The following is a 17,456-nucleotide window of genomic DNA, read 5'->3' as shown; positions in this document are numbered from 1 at the left end:
TCGGTCCCGATCACCGCCGGAGGAGGCCCGCACCCGAGCCGGAAGTGGTACCCGATCCGGCTCGGGAGCAGTAATAATTGATCAAGCGGATGGAGGTGGCCAGATGACCGAACTGACGACTCCTCCTGCCTACCCGGCTCCGCTCCCGCCGGCATCCTTGCGGCGCCTCGTGCCTCGGATCTTTTCCCGGGCCCAGCCGGTCGGCGCGGTCGACACGCTGCTGAAGACCGTGCGGATGCACCATCCCAAGGTGGACCTCTCGATCATCGAGCGGGCCTACGTCACCGCGGAGCAGGCGCATGAGGGCCAGTTTCGCCGCAGCGGAGAGCCGTACGTCACACATCCGGTCGCGGTCGCGCAGATCCTGGCGGATCTGGGCATCGGCCCCAAGACCGTCTCGGCGGCACTGCTGCACGACACCGTGGAGGACACCGAGTACACTCTCGACCAGTTGCGGCACGATTTCGGCGACGAGATCACCATGCTGGTCGACGGCGTCACCAAGCTGGACAAGGTCAAGTACGGCGACAGCACCCAGGCCGAGACCGTGCGCAAGATGATCGTGGCGATGTCTAAGGACATTCGTGTGCTGATCATCAAGCTCGCCGACCGGCTGCACAACGCGCGCACGTGGGGATTCGTGCCTGCCGAGTCCGCGGTTCGGAAGGCGACCGAGACGCTGGAGATTTACGCGCCGCTCGCGCATCGCCTGGGCATCCAGGCCATCAAGTGGGAGCTCGAAGACCTCTCGTTCGCGGTGCTGTACCCCAAGCTCTACGCCGAGATCGACAGTCTTGTCAAGCAGCGCACTCCGCAGCGCGAAGAGTTCGTGCAGCACGTCATCGACTCGATCGTCGACGACCTGAAGGCCGCCCGCATCCGGGGCAAGGTCGCCGGCCGGCCCAAGCAGTACTATTCGATCTACCAGAAGATGGTCGTGCGCGGGCGCGAGTTCGACGACATCTACGACCTGGTCGGCATTCGAGTTCTCGTCAACTCGGTGCGGGACTGCTACGCGGTTCTCGGCGCAATCCACGCCCGGTGGACGCCGCTTCCCGGCCGGTTCAAGGACTACATCGCCACCCCCAAATTCAACCTGTACCAGTCGCTGCACACCACGGTTCTCGGCCCGAGCGGGCGCGCCGTGGAGATCCAGATCCGCACCCAGGAAATGCACCAGCGCGCCGAATTCGGCGTGGCCTCGCACTGGAAGTACAAGGAGCAGACCACCGGCAAGAGTTCCGGTCCGGGCCCGCAGAGCGACACCGACATGGCTTGGCTCGCCCACATCTCCGACTGGCAGGCCGAAACGGCCGACCCGGGAGAGTTCCTCGACTCGCTGCGCTACGAGATCGGCGCCAAAGAGGTCTACGTCTTCACCCCCAAGGGCCGGGTGATCGGTCTGCCGGCCGACGCCACCCCGGTCGACTTCGCCTACGCCGTGCACACCGAGGTCGGCCATCGCACCATGGGCGCCAAGGTCAACGGGCGCCTCGTCCCGCTGGAGAGCCCTCTCGTCACCGGTGACGTCGTCGAGGTGTTCACGTCGAAGAATCCCGACTCCGGGCCGAGCAAGGACTGGCTGAACTTCGTCAAGAGCCCCAGGGCTCGCAACAAGATCCGCCAGTGGTTCACCAAGGAGCGCCGCGACGAGGCGATCGAGCAGGGCCGCGACGCCATCGCACGCGCTATGCGCAAGCAGAACCTGCCGCTGCAGAAACTGATGAACCAGGACTCCTTCGCCGAGGTTGCCGCGGTGATGAAGTATGAAGACGTCTCTGCGCTGTACGCCGCCGTCGGCGAGGGGCATGTGTCGACGCAGTCGGTGCTGGAGAAGGTGGTTGCCACCCTGCAGAGCGTCGAGGAGAGCGACGCCACGGACCTGCCGTTCGCGCCCCACGGCCGCACCCAGACGCTCCGCAACAGCGACTCGGGCATCCTCGTGCGCGGCGCCCCCGACATCCTGGTGAAGCTTGCCCGGTGCTGCACTCCCGTGCCGGGCGACAAAGTCGTGGGGTTTATCACGCGCGGCGCTGGGGTATCGGTGCACCAGGCATCCTGTCGCAACGTGCAGTCCCTGCTCAAGGAACCCGAGCGCATGATCGACGTCGATTGGGCGCCCACTTCCAAGAGCCTGTTCCTGGTGCAGATCCAGATCGAGGCTCTCGACCGCTCCGGGCTGCTTTCCGACGTCACCCGGGTGCTGTCGGAGCATCACGTCAACATCCTGTCGGCGACGGTGCACACCTCCTCCGACCGACTCGCGATCAGCCGGTTCGTCTTCGAGATGGGCGACACCACGCACCTCGATCGCGTGCTCAATGCGGTGCGCCGTATCGACGCCGTTTATGACGTCTATCGCGTCAACGAGGGCTGAGCGGCCATTCAGCTCGCATTGGCCTCCCGGTAGAGACATCAGGTGGGGCGCGGATGCTCGTCGAGGTACCGTTGCACCTCCCGCAGTCGGGTGAGGGCCGGAGCCTTGAACGGCAGGTTGGGTGCCGCGCATAGGCGACTCGCCGGGTCGGTGCTGGTGCAGCCGGCCAGGCGCAGCAGGGCGGCGATCAGGGCAACCCGGTCACCGTCGGTGGGCTCGTCGTGCCAGCGGACGAGGTCGACGGCGGTGCGCAGGGGCAGCGTGACCCGGAGGCCGGAGATCGCCTGAAGCTGGTCGGACGGGCAGCTCACCTCGCGGATCTGCATTCGGGGTGACGGGACCAGTTTCATTCGGGCGGAACTCTGCACGCAGAAGTGGTGGCGGCGAGGTTCCGGCGCCAGACCGTAGATCCAGGCAGCGGTCATCCGCTCGGCGATGGCCCTTGGGGACGCAAGCAGCAACCCGACGGCTCGGGCGCGTCGCACCCGGTCATCGACCTCGTCGACCGGGCACCAAAAGTCGCCCAGGGTGAAGAGTTCCCCGTCGAGACGGGCGCCGCACAGCTCCGCAAGCGGCAGGTCCTGGGCAGAGAGCACCACGGGAAGGCGTGAGTTCATCGATTGTGGGTTCATCGACTCAGCGTGCGCCGGGCGTGTTCTCCCGCCCACAAAAAGCGGGGATCTGTGGACAGATCCCCGCTGGTCGTGCTGTGGACGGCCGGGCTACTGGCCGATGGCCTTCAGCCACGCCTTGCGGGTCTCGAGAGCCTCGGTGGCTTCCGTGATCGCCGCGGCATCCCCGCCGGCTCGCGCCGCGGCCAGTTCGGCCTCGAGCTTGACGATGGCATCGTTCAGCTGACCGGCCAAACCCTCGGCGCGAGCCTTGGTCTCCGGGTTGTTGCGCTTCCAGTGGTCGTCGTCGAGCTTGCGCACGGCTGCCTCAACCTTGCGCATGCGGTCCTCGATGGACTTGACCGAGTCGCGCGGAACCTTGCCGATGGCGTCCCACCGGCGCTGGATGGAGCTCAGCGCGCTGCGCGCCTTGGCGCGGTCCGTCTCGGCCAGCAGAAGTTCGGCTTCGGTGAGCAGCTCGACCTTAAGAGTCAGGTTTCCCGCGAACTCCTCGTCGTCGTGCGCGTCGATTTCGGACTTGACCGAGTAAAGCACGTCGCCGGCTGCCTTGAACTTGGCCCACATGGCGTCGTCCTGCTTCTTGCCGCTGCGACCCGCGAGCTTCCACTCGTCGAGCAGATTGCGGTAGCCCGGGATGCCATCGGCGCCCTTGGGGGCGAGGGCCTCGGCCTGTTCGATCAGGTGTTGCTTGCGGTTGCGAACGTCCTTGTGGGCGCTGTCCAACTCGGCGAAGAATGCCTTGCGGTTCTGCTCGATCGTGGTGCGGGCCGCGCGGAACCGCTTCCAGAGGTCATTGGCCTCGCCCTTGGGAATGCGCGGAGCATCGTGCTGGTGGGCCTGCCATTTCGCGAACAGGGCTTCCAGAGCAGCGCTGGTCTGCTTCCACTGCGTCTTAGCCGGGTCTTCGGCGGCGAGAGCCTCGGCCTCGGCGACGATCGCGGCACGCTCGGCGACGGCGGCGGTCGCTGCGGCCTTCGCTTCGGCGCCCTGCTGCTCGGTGAGCTCGGTCACCGCGCCGCCGAGGGCACCCAGGCGGGTGGCCAGGGCTGCCAGGTTGCCGACCGCGTTGGCGTTCGCCACGGCCTCGGTCAGATGTTTGACGGACTTCGCGATATCTGCGGCAGGTGCGCCACCCTTGGCGCGCTGTTCGAGAAGCGTGACCTGGCCGTTGAGCTCAACGTATTTCCGTTCGAAGTAGGCAAGCGCCTCTTCCGGCGTCGCGTCGGGATACTGTCCCACGGCGCGCTCGCCTGTCGCTTCGCGCACGTAAACCGTGCCGGTTTCGTCTACGCGACCCCATGGTTGCTGATCTGTCGGAGTCAAGAGCCTCACCTTATCGATGTCGTTGTGTGCTCACAAGTGAGCCAATACCCGGTCAAGCCTATTGCAAGCCCGCGCGCTGTTCGTCTGTTCTACTGAACTGATACCTGAGTGATGCTGGTCGGCACCTGAGGGGTGCCGTCCGAAGAGCCGTCGGCGACGCCGGCAGCCGTGATCTGCGCTTTGATTTCGTCCAGTCCATCGGTCACCCGGCCGAGCACCGTGTAGCCGCCGACCGCGTCGGCGGGGATGGTCGTGTCGTCGTAGACGATGAAGAACTGGCTGCCCATACTGTAGGCGTTGCCGCCCTGGCGGGCCATGGCCAGTGTGCCAGCCGGGTACACATCGTCGGCCGGGGCGTTTTCAATCGGTCCATAACTGTAGCCGGGGCCACCCGATCCCGTTCCGGTCGGGTCCCCGCACTGCAGCACGAAGAAACCGCCGTCGGTGAGCCGGTGGCAGGTCACGTCCTGGTAGAAGCCGGTGGTGATCAGGTTGATGGTCGAGGACACCGCCTGAGGGGCGAGGGCTCCATCGAGCTCGATCTCGAGCGGAATGCCGTTGAGGGCCAGCGTGCCGGTCCAGGTGCGGTCTTCCGCCAGGGTGCTGGGCGGCACCTCGCCGCTGTTCGCGCTGTCGGACGGTGCGGCCGACGCGGAGGGGGAAGCGGTGTCGGCCACGGAGGGTGCCGGGCTGCCGGGGCCTCCGGTGAAGAACAGCACCTGGGCGCCGACGGCCAGCGCCACGACCACGGCCACGCTGACGCCGGCGATGAGGTTGTCCCGCCGGCGCCGCTTCACTTGGTGCGCATTCACCGAACGCCGGGCCTGAAAGGCGCGTACACGCACGCGCGCCTCGCGGGCTTCACGTTCTTGCTTCTTGTTCGGTACCACGTCGTAGCCTCCAGGCGGCCTCCATCGGAAGGCCCGATCGAACGGGGACGGCTCCAGCGTCTGGCGCCCGAACCATGTTGAACTCTACGCAACCCGGAGAGGGCAAACAAACATCCGCTCCGGGCAGCACCGGTTCAGGATCGGCCCGGTCACCGGCACAAACTACGCTGGACCCATGGTGGATTCACAACCGGGACTGCGCAGCGGGGCCACACCCCTCGCCGTACGGATGCGCCCGACGAGCCTCGAGGAGGTCGCCGGTCAGAAGCATCTGCTCACACCGGGCTCCCCGCTGGTCAGCCTGGCCAGTGACAAGACAGGGGAGCAGGGCGCGATCTCCGTCATCCTGTGGGGCCCGCCCGGCACCGGCAAGACCACCCTGGCCCAGGCCATCGCGCGCAGCTCGGGCCGCCGGTTCGTCGAGCTGTCCGCCGTGTCGGCCGGAGTGCGGGACGTGCGCCAGGTAATGGAAGAGGCGCGCACCAGCCGGGACCTCTACGGACTCTCCACCGTGCTCTTCCTGGACGAGATCCACCGGTTCAGCAAGGCGCAGCAGGACGCTCTCCTGCCCGGGGTGGAGAACGGGGTCATCATCCTCGTGGCCGCCACCACCGAGAACCCGTCCTTCTCCGTCATCTCGCCGCTGCTGTCCCGCTCCCTACTGCTCACCCTCGAAACGCTCAGCGACGACGACCTCGCTGTCGTTGTCGACCGGGCCGTGGTCGACCCGCGCGGCCTGGCCGACCGGTTCGTGCTCGACCCCGAAGCCAGGGCCGCGATCATCCGGCTCGCGTCCGGTGACGCCCGACGGGCGCTGACCGCCCTGGAAGCTGGGTCGGTGGCGGCGGCGTCCTCCGTCGACGCCGAGTCCGACGCGAAGCCGGTCATCACCACCGAGGTGGTCGCCCTCGCTGTCGACCGTGCGCTTCTGCGCTACGATCGCAACGGCGACGAGCACTACGACGTCATCAGCGCCTTCATCAAATCGGTACGCGGCTCGGATGTCGACGCGTCCCTCCACTATCTCGCGCGCATGATCGAGGCCGGCGAAGATCCCCGGTTCATCTGCCGCCGCATCATCGTGCTGGCCTCCGAAGACATCGGCATGGCCGACCCGCAGGCGCTGGTGATCGCCATCGCCGCCGCCGACGCCGTGCAATACATCGGCATGCCCGAGGGCCGCATCCCGCTCGCCCAGGCCGTCGTGCACCTGGCCACCGCACCCAAGTCCAACGCGGCCTACATGGCCCTGGATGCGGCGATCGCCGACGTGCGGAACGGCAAGACCGGCCGGGTGCCCAAACCGTTGCGGGATGCGCACTACCCAGGCGCCAAACGCCTCGGCCACGGCAAGGGCTACAAGTATCCCCACGACGACGCCCTCGGCGTGCTGGCCCAGCAGTACCCGCCGGACGAGCTCGCCGAGGTGCGCTATTACGAGCCCACCGAGCATGGCCACGAGCGCGAGGTCTCGGCCCGCCTCGCCAAGTTGCGCAAGATCATCCGTGCCCGCTGAACGGAACGGCCGAACAACCCGATGTGCTAACCTGAACGCTGCCTACAAATGGAATCGGCATGCGGCTGCGTCCGATTCCGGATTTGATGGTTTCGCCCTGTAGCCGGGCGTCCCGTGGCACCACCCCTCTGAACTCCCATGACGTTGAGCCCGTGCTGTCTCATCGCGCGGCCGCCGCCCTGGTTTCCCCTTGTTTGCAGTTCCATCGAAAGGACACCGTGTCTACCAAGTCACGTACCCGCAGTAAGACCCGCCTCTCGCGGGCCCTGGGCATCGCCCTGACCCCGAAGGCCGCGCGCTATCTGGAGAAGCGTCCGTACGCCCCGGGCGAGCACGGTCGCACCAAGCGCAAGACCGACTCCGACTACGCTGTCCGCCTCCGCGAAAAGCAGCGCTTACGCGCCCAGTACGGCATCCGCGAAGCCCAGCTCAAGATCGCGTTCGAGGAAGCTCGCCGTGCCCAGGGACTGACCGGTGAGAACCTCGTCGAGATCCTCGAGACCCGTCTCGACGCTCTTCTCGTTCGCTCCGCGATCGCCCGCACCACCGCCCAGGCCCGTCAGATGATCGTGCACCGTCACATCCTGATCGACGGCCAGCTGGTCGATCGTCCCTCCTTCCGCGTGAAGCCGGGACAGCTCATCCACGTCAAGCCCAAGAGCGAGGCCATGGAGCCGTTCCAGGTCGCAGCCGCCGGCGGTCACGTCGACGTTCTGCCCAAGCTCCCCGCCTACCTCGAGGTCGAGATCGACAAGCTGCAGGCCCGCCTCGTGCGCCGCCCGAAGCGCATCGAAATCCCCGTGACCTGTGAAGTCCAGCTCGTCGTCGAGTACTACGCGGCCCGCTAGGCTCCTTTTCACCCGCACCGCCGTCAGGCGCTGCAACTGAACTACGCTGGAGAGCGGATCACCCTGGGGTGGTCCGCTCTTTGCGTACGCGCACCAAGCTCGTGAATGTCGAATCTGGAATGGATGGTTGGTCAATGTCTGGTGGAGATATTGTCGGGCTCGTGTTCGCCGCTGCCTTCCTGATGTTGGTCGGGTTCCTGGCCCTGCCCCTGGTCAAGCTCGGCCGCGTCTTCGACGAGACGACGGTGGCCATCCGCGACCTGACCCACACCGTCACCCCACTGCTCGAGGAATCCACCAAGACCATTCAGGAGACCAACGCGCAGTTGGCCCGGGTGGACACCATCACCTCGAACGTGGCGGATGTCACGGGCAACGTCTCCGCCCTGGTCGCCCTCGTCGCGGCGACCGTCGGCGGCCCGCTGGTCAAACTGGCCGGCTTCTCCGCGGGGGTTCGCGCGGCGCTGAGGGCTGCCCGCCCGGGCGGCACCCGCCGCCGCCGCCACAGGTAGTCGGGTACTCTGGAGCGGAGCCGGCCCGTCAGGGATTCGCCGGTCAGACGGTCGTTCCAGACGTTCAACCGCCGTGAACCGACCTTTTCACCACTTTTCAGGGTCTCCACACATATTCAGGGAGCATTGCTATGAAGAATTTCATCTGGTTTGTCGTCGGTGTCACCACGGGGCTGCTCATCGCCCGCGAAGCCGGCAAGACGCGTCAGGGGAAGCAATTCTTCGCCGATCTGGACACCAAAGCGCGCGAGTTCGGTGAGGCCATCTCGGACGGCTACCGCAAGCGTGAGGCCGAGCTGCGGGATGCCATCGGCGACATCGAGTCGGAGACCGAAATCACGATCGAAAAACTTGCCAAGTAAGTACTCGCCAAGTATGTGCTCGCCAGGTAGGTATCATCCATATCTTTTTCACTACAACGAACTACGGAACTAATGCAGACTGCTGAAATTCGCGGGCGCTGGCTCGACTTCTTTGCCGATCGCGGTCACACCGTCGTCCCCTCCGCTTCGCTTGTCAGCGACGACCCCACACTCCTGTTCACGGTGGCCGGGATGGTTCCGTTCGTACCGTATTTGACCGGTCTCGTGCCGCCCCCCTACCCGCGAGCGACGAGTGTTCAGAAATGCATCCGCACCAACGACATCGAAGAGGTCGGCAAGACCCCGCGTCACGGCACCTTCTTCCAGATGAACGGCAACTTCTCGTTCGGCGACTACTTCAAGGAACAGGCGATCGGTTACGCCTGGGAGCTGCTCACCAGCTCGGATGCCGACGGCGGCTACGGCTTCGCCGAGAAGGACCTCTGGGTCACCGTCTACGAGGACGACGACGAGGCCTTTCGGTACTGGCGCGCCCTCGGCCTGCCCGAGCACCGCATCCAGCGTCTCGGCATGGACTCCAACTACTGGTCGACCGGTCAGCCCGGGCCCGCCGGACCCTGCTCCGAGATCTTCTTCGACCGCGGCCCGGCCTACGGCATCGACGGCGGCCCGGCCACCGACGACGACCGGTACGTCGAAATCTGGAACCTCGTCTTCATGCAGTACCTCCGCGGCGAGGGCACCAGCAAGAACGACTTTGTCATCCTCGGCGACCTGCCGAAGAAGAACATCGACACCGGCATGGGGCTCGAACGTGTCGCCTTCCTCAAACAGGGCGTTCAGAACATGTACGAGATCGACCAGGTGCGCCCGGTCCTCGACCGGGCCGCGGAACTGTCCGGTCGCCGCTACGGGGCCGTCCACGACGACGACGTGCGGATGCGCATCGTCGCCGACCATGTGCGGTCGTCCCTGATGCTGATGAGCGACGGAGTGATGCCGTCCAACGAGGGCCGCGGGTACATCCTGCGCCGCTTGATGCGCCGCAGCGTGCGCGCCATGCGCCTCCTCGGCGTCGACGCCGCGACCTTTCCCGAATTGTTTCCGGCCTCGCGCGACGCCATGGCCGGCGCGTACCCCGAGATCAAGGCGGACTACGCCCGCATCAGCCAGGCTGCGTATGCCGAAGAGGAGACCTTCCTGCGCACCCTCGCCAGTGGCAGCGCCGTGCTCGACCTCGCCGTCGCGAAGACCAAGAAGGCCGACAAGGTCGTTCTGCCGGGCGACACCGCGTTCCTCCTGCATGACACCTACGGCTTCCCGATCGAGATCACCCTCGAGATGGCCGAGGAGGCCGGGCTCAGCGTCAACCGCGAGGCCTTCGACACGCTGATGGCCAAGCAGCGCGCGATGGCCAAGGCCGACGCCAAGGCCAAGAAGACGCACCTCGCCGACCTGTCGGTCTACAGCGCATTCCGCGCGGCGGGGGAGACCGTCTTCACGGGCTACGACGCTCTGCAGACCGAATCCAGCGTGCTTGGGATCATCGTCAACGGTCTCTCCGTCGACCGCGCCGTCTCCGGTGACATCGCCGAGGTGATCCTCGCCGAGACGGCCCTGTACGCGGAGTCCGGCGGCCAGGAGGCCGATGCCGGTTTGATCGTGGGCACCGGCTACGAGCTCGAGGTGCTCGACGTGCAGAAGCCCGTCAAGGGCCTGATCAGTCACAAGGTTCAGGTGCGGACCGGCGAAGTCGGCGTCGGGGACTCCGCCACCAGCGTCGTCGACCCCGACTGGCGCCGCGGTGCCCGACAGGCGCACTCCGGCACACACGTGCTGCATGCCGCCCTCCGCCAGGTGCTCGGCCCGAACGCCCACCAGTCCGGCTCGTACAACAAGGCCGGCTTCTTCCGCCTCGACTTCTCCTGGAACCAGGCACTGTCCCCGGCGACCCGAAGCGAGATCGAAGAGATCTCCAACAACGCCATCCGGGACAACCTGCCCGTGCTCACCCGGGAGCTGCCCCTGGCCGAGGCGAAGGCGCTCGGCGCGATGGCCCTGTTCAGCGAGAAGTACGGCGACCGAGTGCGCGTCGTCGATATCGGCGGCCCCTGGTCTCGCGAACTCTGCGCGGGAACCCACGTCGCCTCCAGCGCCGAGATCGGCATGATCAACCTTGTCAGCGAGGGTTCTGTCGGTTCCACGAACCGCCGGGTGGAGTCGTTGGTCGGCCTCGAGGCCTTCCGCGACCTGGCCACCGAGCGCGCCCTCGTCTCCCAGCTGACCTCACACCTGAAGACGCCGCGGGAGCAGTTGCCAGAGCGCATCAACGAGCTCGTGCAGAGCCTCAAGGCCGCCGAGAAGAAGATCGCCGCGTTCGAGGCGCGGGCCCTCTCCGACAGGGTGCCGGCCCTCGTCGCCTCGGCAAAGCTGGCCGGTTCCGTCAATGTCGTGGCCGAGCAGGTCGGCACGCTGGGCTCCGCTGACGACCTGCGGATGCTGGTCATGGCCACCCGCACGCAGCTCGGCAGCACGCCGGCGGTCGTAGCCCTCGCGGCCGTGGTCGCCGACAAGCCCGTCGTCATCGTGGCCACCAACCCCGCGGCCCGGGAGGCCGGCCAGCGTGCGGGAGCCCTGGCGAAGCAGGTCGCCGGCATCCTCGGCGGCGGCGGCGGCGGCAAGGACGACCTCGCCCAGGGCGGCGGCACCGACGCAGCAGCCATCCCGAACGCCCTCGCGGCCGTTCGATCCGCCGTAGCAGGCTGAACCATGCGTCACGGTGTGCGGGTGGGAGTCGACGTCGGGAAAGCCCGGATCGGCCTGGCCCGCAGCGACGCGCACGGCCTGCTGGCGATCCCGGTCGAGACCGTGGGCCGCGACCACTCCGGCAGCCTGGACGTGGCCCGGATCGTGGCCGTGGTGGCCGAGCTCGACGCCGTTGAGGTGGTGGTCGGGCTGCCGCTCGCGCTCTCCGGCAACCGCACGGCGTCGACCAACGATGCGGTGGGGTTCGCCGAGCTGCTGGCCCGGTCCCTGGCCGTTCCGGTTCGCCTGGTCGATGAGCGCCTTTCCACCGTCGCGGCGCAGTCGGTCCTGCGCTCCGCGGGGCGGAAGGCCAAAACCCAAAAACCCGTGATCGACCAAGTCGCCGCGGTCATCATCCTCCAGCATGCCCTCGACACCGAACGCACCCTGGGCACACCCGCCGGCACCGCCGTCGATCTCGTGCGCGACCAGTTTCCAGCCGGGTCCCCGCCAGCTGCCGCACCGAATGAAGGGCAGCCTCAACGATGACACCGCCTCCCGCCGACAGCACCGGAGCCCCGGCCGAGCCGGGCGACCCGACAAGCCCCATCGACCCGGCGGACCCTCTCAGTTCGCGTCGGGCCATCCGTGAGTCACGGGGCGAAGGCACCCGGTCCAGTCGTCGCGCCCTGCTGGACTCCGCTCCGGTGCCGCAGAAGAGGGGCCGCCGGGGCGCCTGGGGCTGCCTGATCGTCTTCCTGATCCTGGCCGGACTCGCCGGTGCCGCCGCCCTCCTGCTCCAGGAGCCGATCGGCACCGTGATCGGCATGGTGCAGGGCCCGGCGGACTACGACGGCGCCGGAGGCGACGAGGTCATCGTGATGATCCACGACGGTGAAACCGGTCAGGACGTCGCGAACTCCCTCCTCGCCCAGGACGTGGTGAAGAGCTACGACGCGTTCTACGAGGTGCTCCGCGCGGAGAGCCCGGCACCCGTCTTCCAGCCCGGCGCCTATCGTTTGGCCGGCAAGATGAGCGGCCGTGCCGCCCTCGACGCCCTGCTCGACCCGGACAACAAGCTCGAACAGACCGTGGTGATACCCGAGGGAACCACGACTGCCTCGGTGCTCCAGCTGATCAGCGAGGGCACCAGCATTCCCTTGGTCGATCTCGAGGCCGCGGCCGCCGACGTCGAGCCCTACGGCCTGCCGGGCGAGGCAACCACCCTCGAGGGGTTCCTGTTCCCGGCCACCTACACGTTCCCCCCGGAGACCACGGCGCCCGAGGCCATCCGCACGCTCGTCGACCGACAGTTCGAGGCTCTCGACGCTGCCGAGGTCGCGCCCGAGAACCGCTGGAAGACCATCGTTGTCGCGGCCCTGATCCAACGCGAAGCGGGGCTCACGGAGGATTTCTACAAGGTTTCGCGCGTGTTCCTGAACCGGCTCGACCCGGCAAAGTGGCAGAGCGGGCTCCTGCAGTCCGACGCTACCGTGGCCTACGGGACCGGGGCGACCGACCGGGTGAAGACAACGGATGCCGAACGCGCCGACGCCGCCAACGCCTACAACACCTATGTGCACCCCGGGCTTCCCGTGGGGCCGATCTCGAACCCCGGCGACATCGCGATCGACGCCGCCGTGAACCCCGCCGACGGCACCTGGCTGTACTTCGTGTCCTGGAACCTCGACACGGGGGAGACGATCTTCTCCACCACGATCGCGGAGCACGACGCCGCCGTGAACAAATGGCTGGCCTGGATGGACGAGCACCCCGAATATGGTTGAGCCCGAAGCATCCGTGCCGGCCCCCGCCCGTGACTCTGCCCGCGTGCGTCGTCTCGCGGTGCTGGGCTCGCCCGTCGAGCATTCCCTCTCCCCGGCACTGCACCGGGCCGCGTACCAGGCGCTCGGCCTGGACTGGCGCTACGACGCCGTGCGGGTGCCGGCGGGCGGACTGCCGGACTTCCTCGCGTCCCGGGGCGCAGACTGGCGCGGCCTCTCCCTCACGATGCCCCTCAAGCACGAGGTCCAGGCGCAGCTCGACGGCATCGACCGGGTCGCCGCTCAGACCGGCTCCGTCAACACGGTGCTGTTCGGTGAAGCCGACGGCAGGCGAACGTTGCAGGGTTTCAACACGGACGTCACCGGCCTGGTGCGTGCCCTTGCCGAAGCCGGAGTGCGCCGCGCGGTGCACGTGTGCCTGCTCGGCGCCGGCGCCACCGCGGCATCCGCCCTGGTCGCCGCGGCTGAGCTGGGCGCGGAGCTGGTCGACGTGCTCGTGCGTACCCCGGCGAAGGCGGCCGATCTGGTCGAACTGGGGCAGAGCCTCGGGGTCGTGGTACGGGTATACCCGCTCACCGACCTGCCCGACCCTGCCCGCGTCAGCGAGCTGGTGATCAGCACCCTGCCCGGGGGCAGCGACCCGGGCGCCGAGTTTCCCGCCGGGCTGCGCCGGCAGGCGCTCCTGTTCGACGTCAGCTATTCCCCCTGGCCCAGCGCCCTCGCCCGGTCCTGGTCGTCGGTGGGCGGCACCGCGGTGTCCGGAGAGGGGATGCTGCTGCACCAGGCCCTGATCCAGGTGCGCATCTTCGTCTCCGGCAACCCGTTCGAGCCGCTCCCGAATGAGGACGTGGTGCTGCACGCCATGCGCGGCGCCCTGACCGGGAAGGCTGTGACAGGATAGTGGTCATGCTTCGTTGGCTCACCGCCGGAGAGTCCCACGGCCCCGAACTCATCGCCATTGTCGAGGGTTTGCCCGCTGGAATCCCGGTTACTCTAGATGCGATCCGCCTCGACTTGGCACGCCGCAAACTCGGCTACGGCCGAGGCGCGCGCCAGAAGTTCGAGCAGGACGAACTGAACATCTCGGGCGGCGTGCGCCACGGCCTCACCATGGGCGGACCGGTTGCCCTGCGGATCGGCAACACTGAATGGCCCAAGTGGGCCGAGGTGATGAGTCCCGCACCGGTGGAGACCACGTCCGCGCGCGGACGCGGCGCCCCCCTGACCCGTCCCCGGCCCGGCCACGCCGATCTGGTCGGCATGCAGAAGTACGGCTTCGGCGAGGCCCGCCCGGTACTGGAGCGCGCCAGCGCCCGGGAGACCGCGGCACGCGTCGCGCTCGGCGCCGTCGCCCGGTCGTTCCTGGCCGAGCTCGGCATCACCCTGGTCAGCCACACCCTGTCGATCGGGCCGGTTCGCGTGCCCGTCGACGCCCCGCTACCGCTACCCGGCGACGTCGACGCCCTCGACGCCGACCCGCTGCGCTGCTTCGACGCCGTCACCTCCGCCCGGATGGTGGCCGAGGTCGACCTGGCCCACAAGGAGGGCGACACCCTCGGCGGGGTCGTCGAGGTGCTGGCCTACAACCTTCCTCCCGGACTCGGTTCGTTCGTGCACTGGGATCGCCGCCTCGATTCGCAGCTGGCGGCCGCGCTGATGGGCATCCAGGCCATCAAGGGGGTCGAGGTCGGGGACGGTTTCCTGACCACCACCCGGCGCGGCTCGGAGGCGCACGACGAGCTTGTGCAGGCCGACGGTCGCATCCAGCGGGTCAGCGACCGGGCCGGCGGCACCGAAGGCGGCATGAGCACCGGAACCGTGTTGCGCGTGCGCGCCGGCATGAAGCCCATCTCCACGATCCCGCGCGCCCTCCGCACGGTTGACGTGGCCACGAGCGAGGCTGCCCCCGCGCACCACCAGCGGTCGGATGTCTGTGCCGTGCCGGCCGCCGGCGTGGTCGCGGAAGCCATGGTCGCTCTGGTGCTGGCCAACTCGGTCCTGGAGAAGTTCGGTGGTGACTCCATCGTGGAGACGCGCCGCAACCTGGATTCCTACCTGGCCGGAATGCCGGCGAATCTCCAGACGGGCGCGTCCAGCGACGCTTCCCTTTAGAGGCGCCGGAGAATCACAATGGCCGCGCCGACGCATCCGATCCTGCCCCTCGTCTTCATCGGTCCCATGGCCGCCGGCAAGACCAAGATCGGCCGGAAAGTGGCGAAGTCCCTCGATGTGCCGTTCATCGACACCGACCACCGGATCGTCGCCCTGCACGGGCCGATCACGGACCTCTTCGGGCAGCACGGTGAAGAGCACTTCCGGGTGCTCGAACGCCAGGCCGTGGTGCAGGCCCTCACCGAGCAGGCCGTGGTTTCGCTCGGCGGGGGAGCCGTGCTCGACGAGGAGACTCAGGCCGACCTTGCTGAGTGCTCCGTGGTGTACCTGAGCGTGTCCGCTCGAGCCGTCGGGGCCCGGATCGGCGGGGCGAAACGGCCGCTGCTCACGGGCGGAATCGCCGATTGGAAGCGCATCTACGCCCTCCGGCGCCCGATCTATGAGGCGCTGGCCGGCATCCGTTTCGACACCTCGCACCGTCCCCTGGGCGCCATCGCTGATGACGTCGTGAAATGGACCAAGAAAAGATCATGACCGGAGCACCTGTGCCTGATTCCACCGAGCCCGCCACCACCGTTATCACGGTTGCCGGCGCCGACAGCTACCCCGTTCTGATCGGTCGCGGCCTCGTCGACGACGTCGTCGAACAGCTCGGCCCGAAGGTGGCGAAGGTGCTCATCGTGCACACCTCACACCTGGGCGCCCGCGCCGTCGCCCTGCGCGAGAGCCTGCTCGGCAGATTCGAGGTGCTGATCGCCGAGGTGCCCGACGCCGAGGCTGCCAAGCGCGTCGAGGTGGCCGCGTTCTGCTGGCAGGTCATGGGTCAGGCCGACTTCAGTCGTACGGATGCCGTGATCGGCTTCGGCGGCGGCGCCGTCACCGACCTGGCCGGCTTCGTCGCCGCGACCTGGCTCCGTGGCGTGCGCCTGGTGCAGATCCCGACCAGCGTGCTCGGCATGGTCGACGCCGCCGTCGGCGGCAAGAACGGCATCAACACCGCCGAGGGCAAGAACCTTGTCGGCACCTTCTACGCGCCCGCCGCCGTCATCTGCGATTTGGACGTGCTCGACGACCTGCCGCGTAACGAGATCCTGGCCGGCTTCGCCGAGATCGTGAAGGCCGGGTTCATCCAGCTGCCCGAGATCCTGGACATCGTCGAAGCGGATGTCACGGCCGTCACCGACCCGCACACCCCGCAGTTCCGGCGCGTGCTCGAACTCGCGATCGGGATGAAGGCCCGGGTCGTGGGGGAAGACTTCAGGGAGTCCGGCCTGCGTGAGATTCTGAACTACGGGCACACCCTCGGCCACGCCGTCGAGCACGCCGAACGCTATGGCTGGCGGCACGGGGCGGCCGTTGCCGTCGGCATGATGTTCGCGGCGGAGGTCGCCCGGCTGAGCGGCCGGCTCTCGGACGAGGCCGTCGACCGGCACCGTCGCATCCTCGAATCGCTCACCCTGCCCACCACCTATCCGGTCGGCCGCTGGAGCACCCTGCTCGCCACCATGCAGCGCGACAAGAAGACCCGCAGCGGCATGCTGCGATTCATCGTGCTCGACGACATCGGGAAGCCGACCGTGCTCGAAGGACCGGACTCGTCGTTGTTGTTCGCCGCCTACCAGGAGATCGGCTCCTAACCATTCGCGCCGCATCCGTGGGCCCAGACTGATTCCCAGACCGGCGCAGCCGGTCGCCGCTGACCGAAGCTGTTCGGAGGCTTCAGGACGAGTCCGTGGATCGTCCGTGCGGCCGGCGAGAGCGGAGGCGGAGACTTCGCGGACCTGACGGCGGCCCAGGAGGCGGCAGTCACGGAACGGTTCGTCGGTCCGGGCGTGCGCAAGCTGGTGCAGGAGTCCTGGCAACGGTCGCTCGCCCTCAGCCTTGATTCGCTGAGGCTCGTCCACTAACACGAACTCAGCTCCGACGAGCTGCGCGACCGGCATCCGCTGGCCGCCGTGCTCCCGGTCGTGCACAACCTGCTCATCCGGCACGCCTTTCACTCCGGCCTGATCGTGGCCATCGGTGACGAGTTCGGTCGCCCGCTCTGGATCGACGGTGACCGAACCGTGCGGAGTAAGGCGGAGGGGATGCTGTTCGTCGAGGGGGCGGACTGGTCCGAGCGCCGGGTCGGCACGAGCGCGCCGGGCACGGCCCTGGCCCTCGATCACGGAATCCAGATTCAGCGGGCCGAGTATTTCAACCAGTTGGCGCATCCGTGGAGTTGCACGGCCGTGCGCATCCCCGACCCGCATTCCGGCTCCATCCTCGGCGTCATCGACATCACGGGCGGCGACGAGGCGGTGGCCCCGCAGACTCTCCCGCTCGTGGAGGCGGCCGTCGCGGCCCTGGAAGCGGAACTGCGCATCCAACGACCGGCACTCGCTGCTGCTCACC

General features: G+C 67.8%; 15 protein-coding genes. 12 read left to right on the top strand and 3 right to left on the bottom strand.

The annotated features are described in order from the left end of the window. The first annotated feature begins 103 nt into the window (after window positions 1–103). The gene (locus E3T34_RS06080; protein WP_104100492.1) at window positions 104–2,377 is read left to right on the top strand and encodes a bifunctional (p)ppGpp synthetase/guanosine-3',5'-bis(diphosphate) 3'-pyrophosphohydrolase; all 2,274 of its coding nucleotides are present in this window, start codon (window positions 104–106) and stop codon (window positions 2,375–2,377) included. A 38-nt stretch (window positions 2,378–2,415) separates the two neighbouring features. On the opposite strand, the gene E3T34_RS06075 is transcribed toward E3T34_RS06080, so the two are convergent. From E3T34_RS06075 to E3T34_RS06065, 3 genes are all read right to left on the bottom strand, one after another. After that, window positions 2,416–2,994, bottom strand: coding sequence for a hypothetical protein (locus E3T34_RS06075; RefSeq protein ID WP_104100493.1), 579 nt, complete (start codon window positions 2,992–2,994; stop codon window positions 2,416–2,418). Window positions 2,995–3,099: 105 nt separating this feature from the next. After that, on the bottom strand, window positions 3,100–4,332 hold the full coding sequence (locus tag E3T34_RS06070; protein WP_134342472.1) for a DUF349 domain-containing protein: 1,233 nt from the start codon (window positions 4,330–4,332) through the stop codon (window positions 3,100–3,102). An 89-nt stretch (window positions 4,333–4,421) separates the two neighbouring features. Continuing rightward, entirely contained in the window at window positions 4,422–5,222 is an 801-nt protein-coding gene (locus E3T34_RS06065) for a peptidylprolyl isomerase (protein ID WP_134342471.1), read from the bottom strand. Window positions 5,223–5,397: 175 nt separating this feature from the next. Between E3T34_RS06065 and E3T34_RS06060 the strand changes: the two genes are divergently transcribed. The 11 genes from E3T34_RS06060 to aroB all read left to right on the top strand — a co-directional run bounded on the left by E3T34_RS06060 (window position 5,398) and on the right by aroB (window position 16,699). Then, the gene (locus E3T34_RS06060) at window positions 5,398–6,738 is read left to right on the top strand and encodes a replication-associated recombination protein A (RefSeq protein WP_104100496.1); all 1,341 of its coding nucleotides are present in this window, start codon (window positions 5,398–5,400) and stop codon (window positions 6,736–6,738) included. Between the two features lie 218 nt (window positions 6,739–6,956). Further along, window positions 6,957–7,586 (top strand): 30S ribosomal protein S4, encoded by a 630-nt coding sequence (gene rpsD / locus E3T34_RS06055; protein WP_104100497.1) that lies wholly within the window; start codon window positions 6,957–6,959, stop codon window positions 7,584–7,586. Window positions 7,587–7,720: 134 nt separating this feature from the next. Continuing rightward, the gene (locus E3T34_RS06050) at window positions 7,721–8,098 is read left to right on the top strand and encodes a DUF948 domain-containing protein (protein WP_134342470.1); all 378 of its coding nucleotides are present in this window, start codon (window positions 7,721–7,723) and stop codon (window positions 8,096–8,098) included. Between the two features lie 131 nt (window positions 8,099–8,229). After that, window positions 8,230–8,460 carry a hypothetical protein gene (locus tag E3T34_RS06045; RefSeq protein WP_104100499.1) on the top strand — a complete coding sequence of 77 codons (231 nt, stop codon included), beginning with the start codon at window positions 8,230–8,232 and terminating at the stop codon, window positions 8,458–8,460. A gap of 72 nt (window positions 8,461–8,532) precedes the next feature. Further along, complete coding sequence (gene alaS, locus E3T34_RS06040) at window positions 8,533–11,187, top strand: alanine--tRNA ligase (RefSeq protein ID WP_134342469.1); 2,655 nt, start codon at window positions 8,533–8,535, stop codon at window positions 11,185–11,187. A 3-nt stretch (window positions 11,188–11,190) separates the two neighbouring features. Then, on the top strand, window positions 11,191–11,715 hold the full coding sequence (gene ruvX / locus E3T34_RS06035; RefSeq protein ID WP_174720173.1) for a Holliday junction resolvase RuvX: 525 nt from the start codon (window positions 11,191–11,193) through the stop codon (window positions 11,713–11,715). Continuing rightward, the gene (gene mltG, locus E3T34_RS06030) at window positions 11,712–12,953 is read left to right on the top strand and encodes an endolytic transglycosylase MltG (protein WP_134342468.1); all 1,242 of its coding nucleotides are present in this window, start codon (window positions 11,712–11,714) and stop codon (window positions 12,951–12,953) included. Before ruvX ends, mltG begins: the two co-directional genes overlap by 4 nt. After that, window positions 12,946–13,851, top strand: a complete 906-nt coding sequence (locus E3T34_RS06025) for a shikimate dehydrogenase (protein WP_104100502.1) — start codon at window positions 12,946–12,948, stop codon at window positions 13,849–13,851. Before mltG ends, E3T34_RS06025 begins: the two co-directional genes overlap by 8 nt. A gap of 5 nt (window positions 13,852–13,856) precedes the next feature. Beyond that, window positions 13,857–15,062 carry a chorismate synthase gene (gene aroC / locus E3T34_RS06020; RefSeq protein ID WP_104171053.1) on the top strand — a complete coding sequence of 402 codons (1,206 nt, stop codon included), beginning with the start codon at window positions 13,857–13,859 and terminating at the stop codon, window positions 15,060–15,062. Window positions 15,063–15,080: 18 nt separating this feature from the next. Then, entirely contained in the window at window positions 15,081–15,596 is a 516-nt protein-coding gene (locus E3T34_RS06015) for a shikimate kinase (RefSeq protein WP_174720172.1), read from the top strand. Then, window positions 15,593–16,699, top strand: a complete 1,107-nt coding sequence (gene aroB / locus E3T34_RS06010) for a 3-dehydroquinate synthase (protein WP_104100503.1) — start codon at window positions 15,593–15,595, stop codon at window positions 16,697–16,699. The genes E3T34_RS06015 and aroB overlap by 4 nt, the downstream gene beginning before the upstream one ends. Window positions 16,700–17,456 lie beyond the last annotated feature (757 nt).

This window comes from Cryobacterium sp. TMT1-62 (genome assembly GCF_004403145.1).
Classification (GTDB): domain Bacteria; phylum Actinomycetota; class Actinomycetes; order Actinomycetales; family Microbacteriaceae; genus Cryobacterium; species Cryobacterium sandaracinum.
Note: the sequence above shows the minus strand (reverse complement) of the source record. Positions and strands in the feature narration are given on the sequence as shown.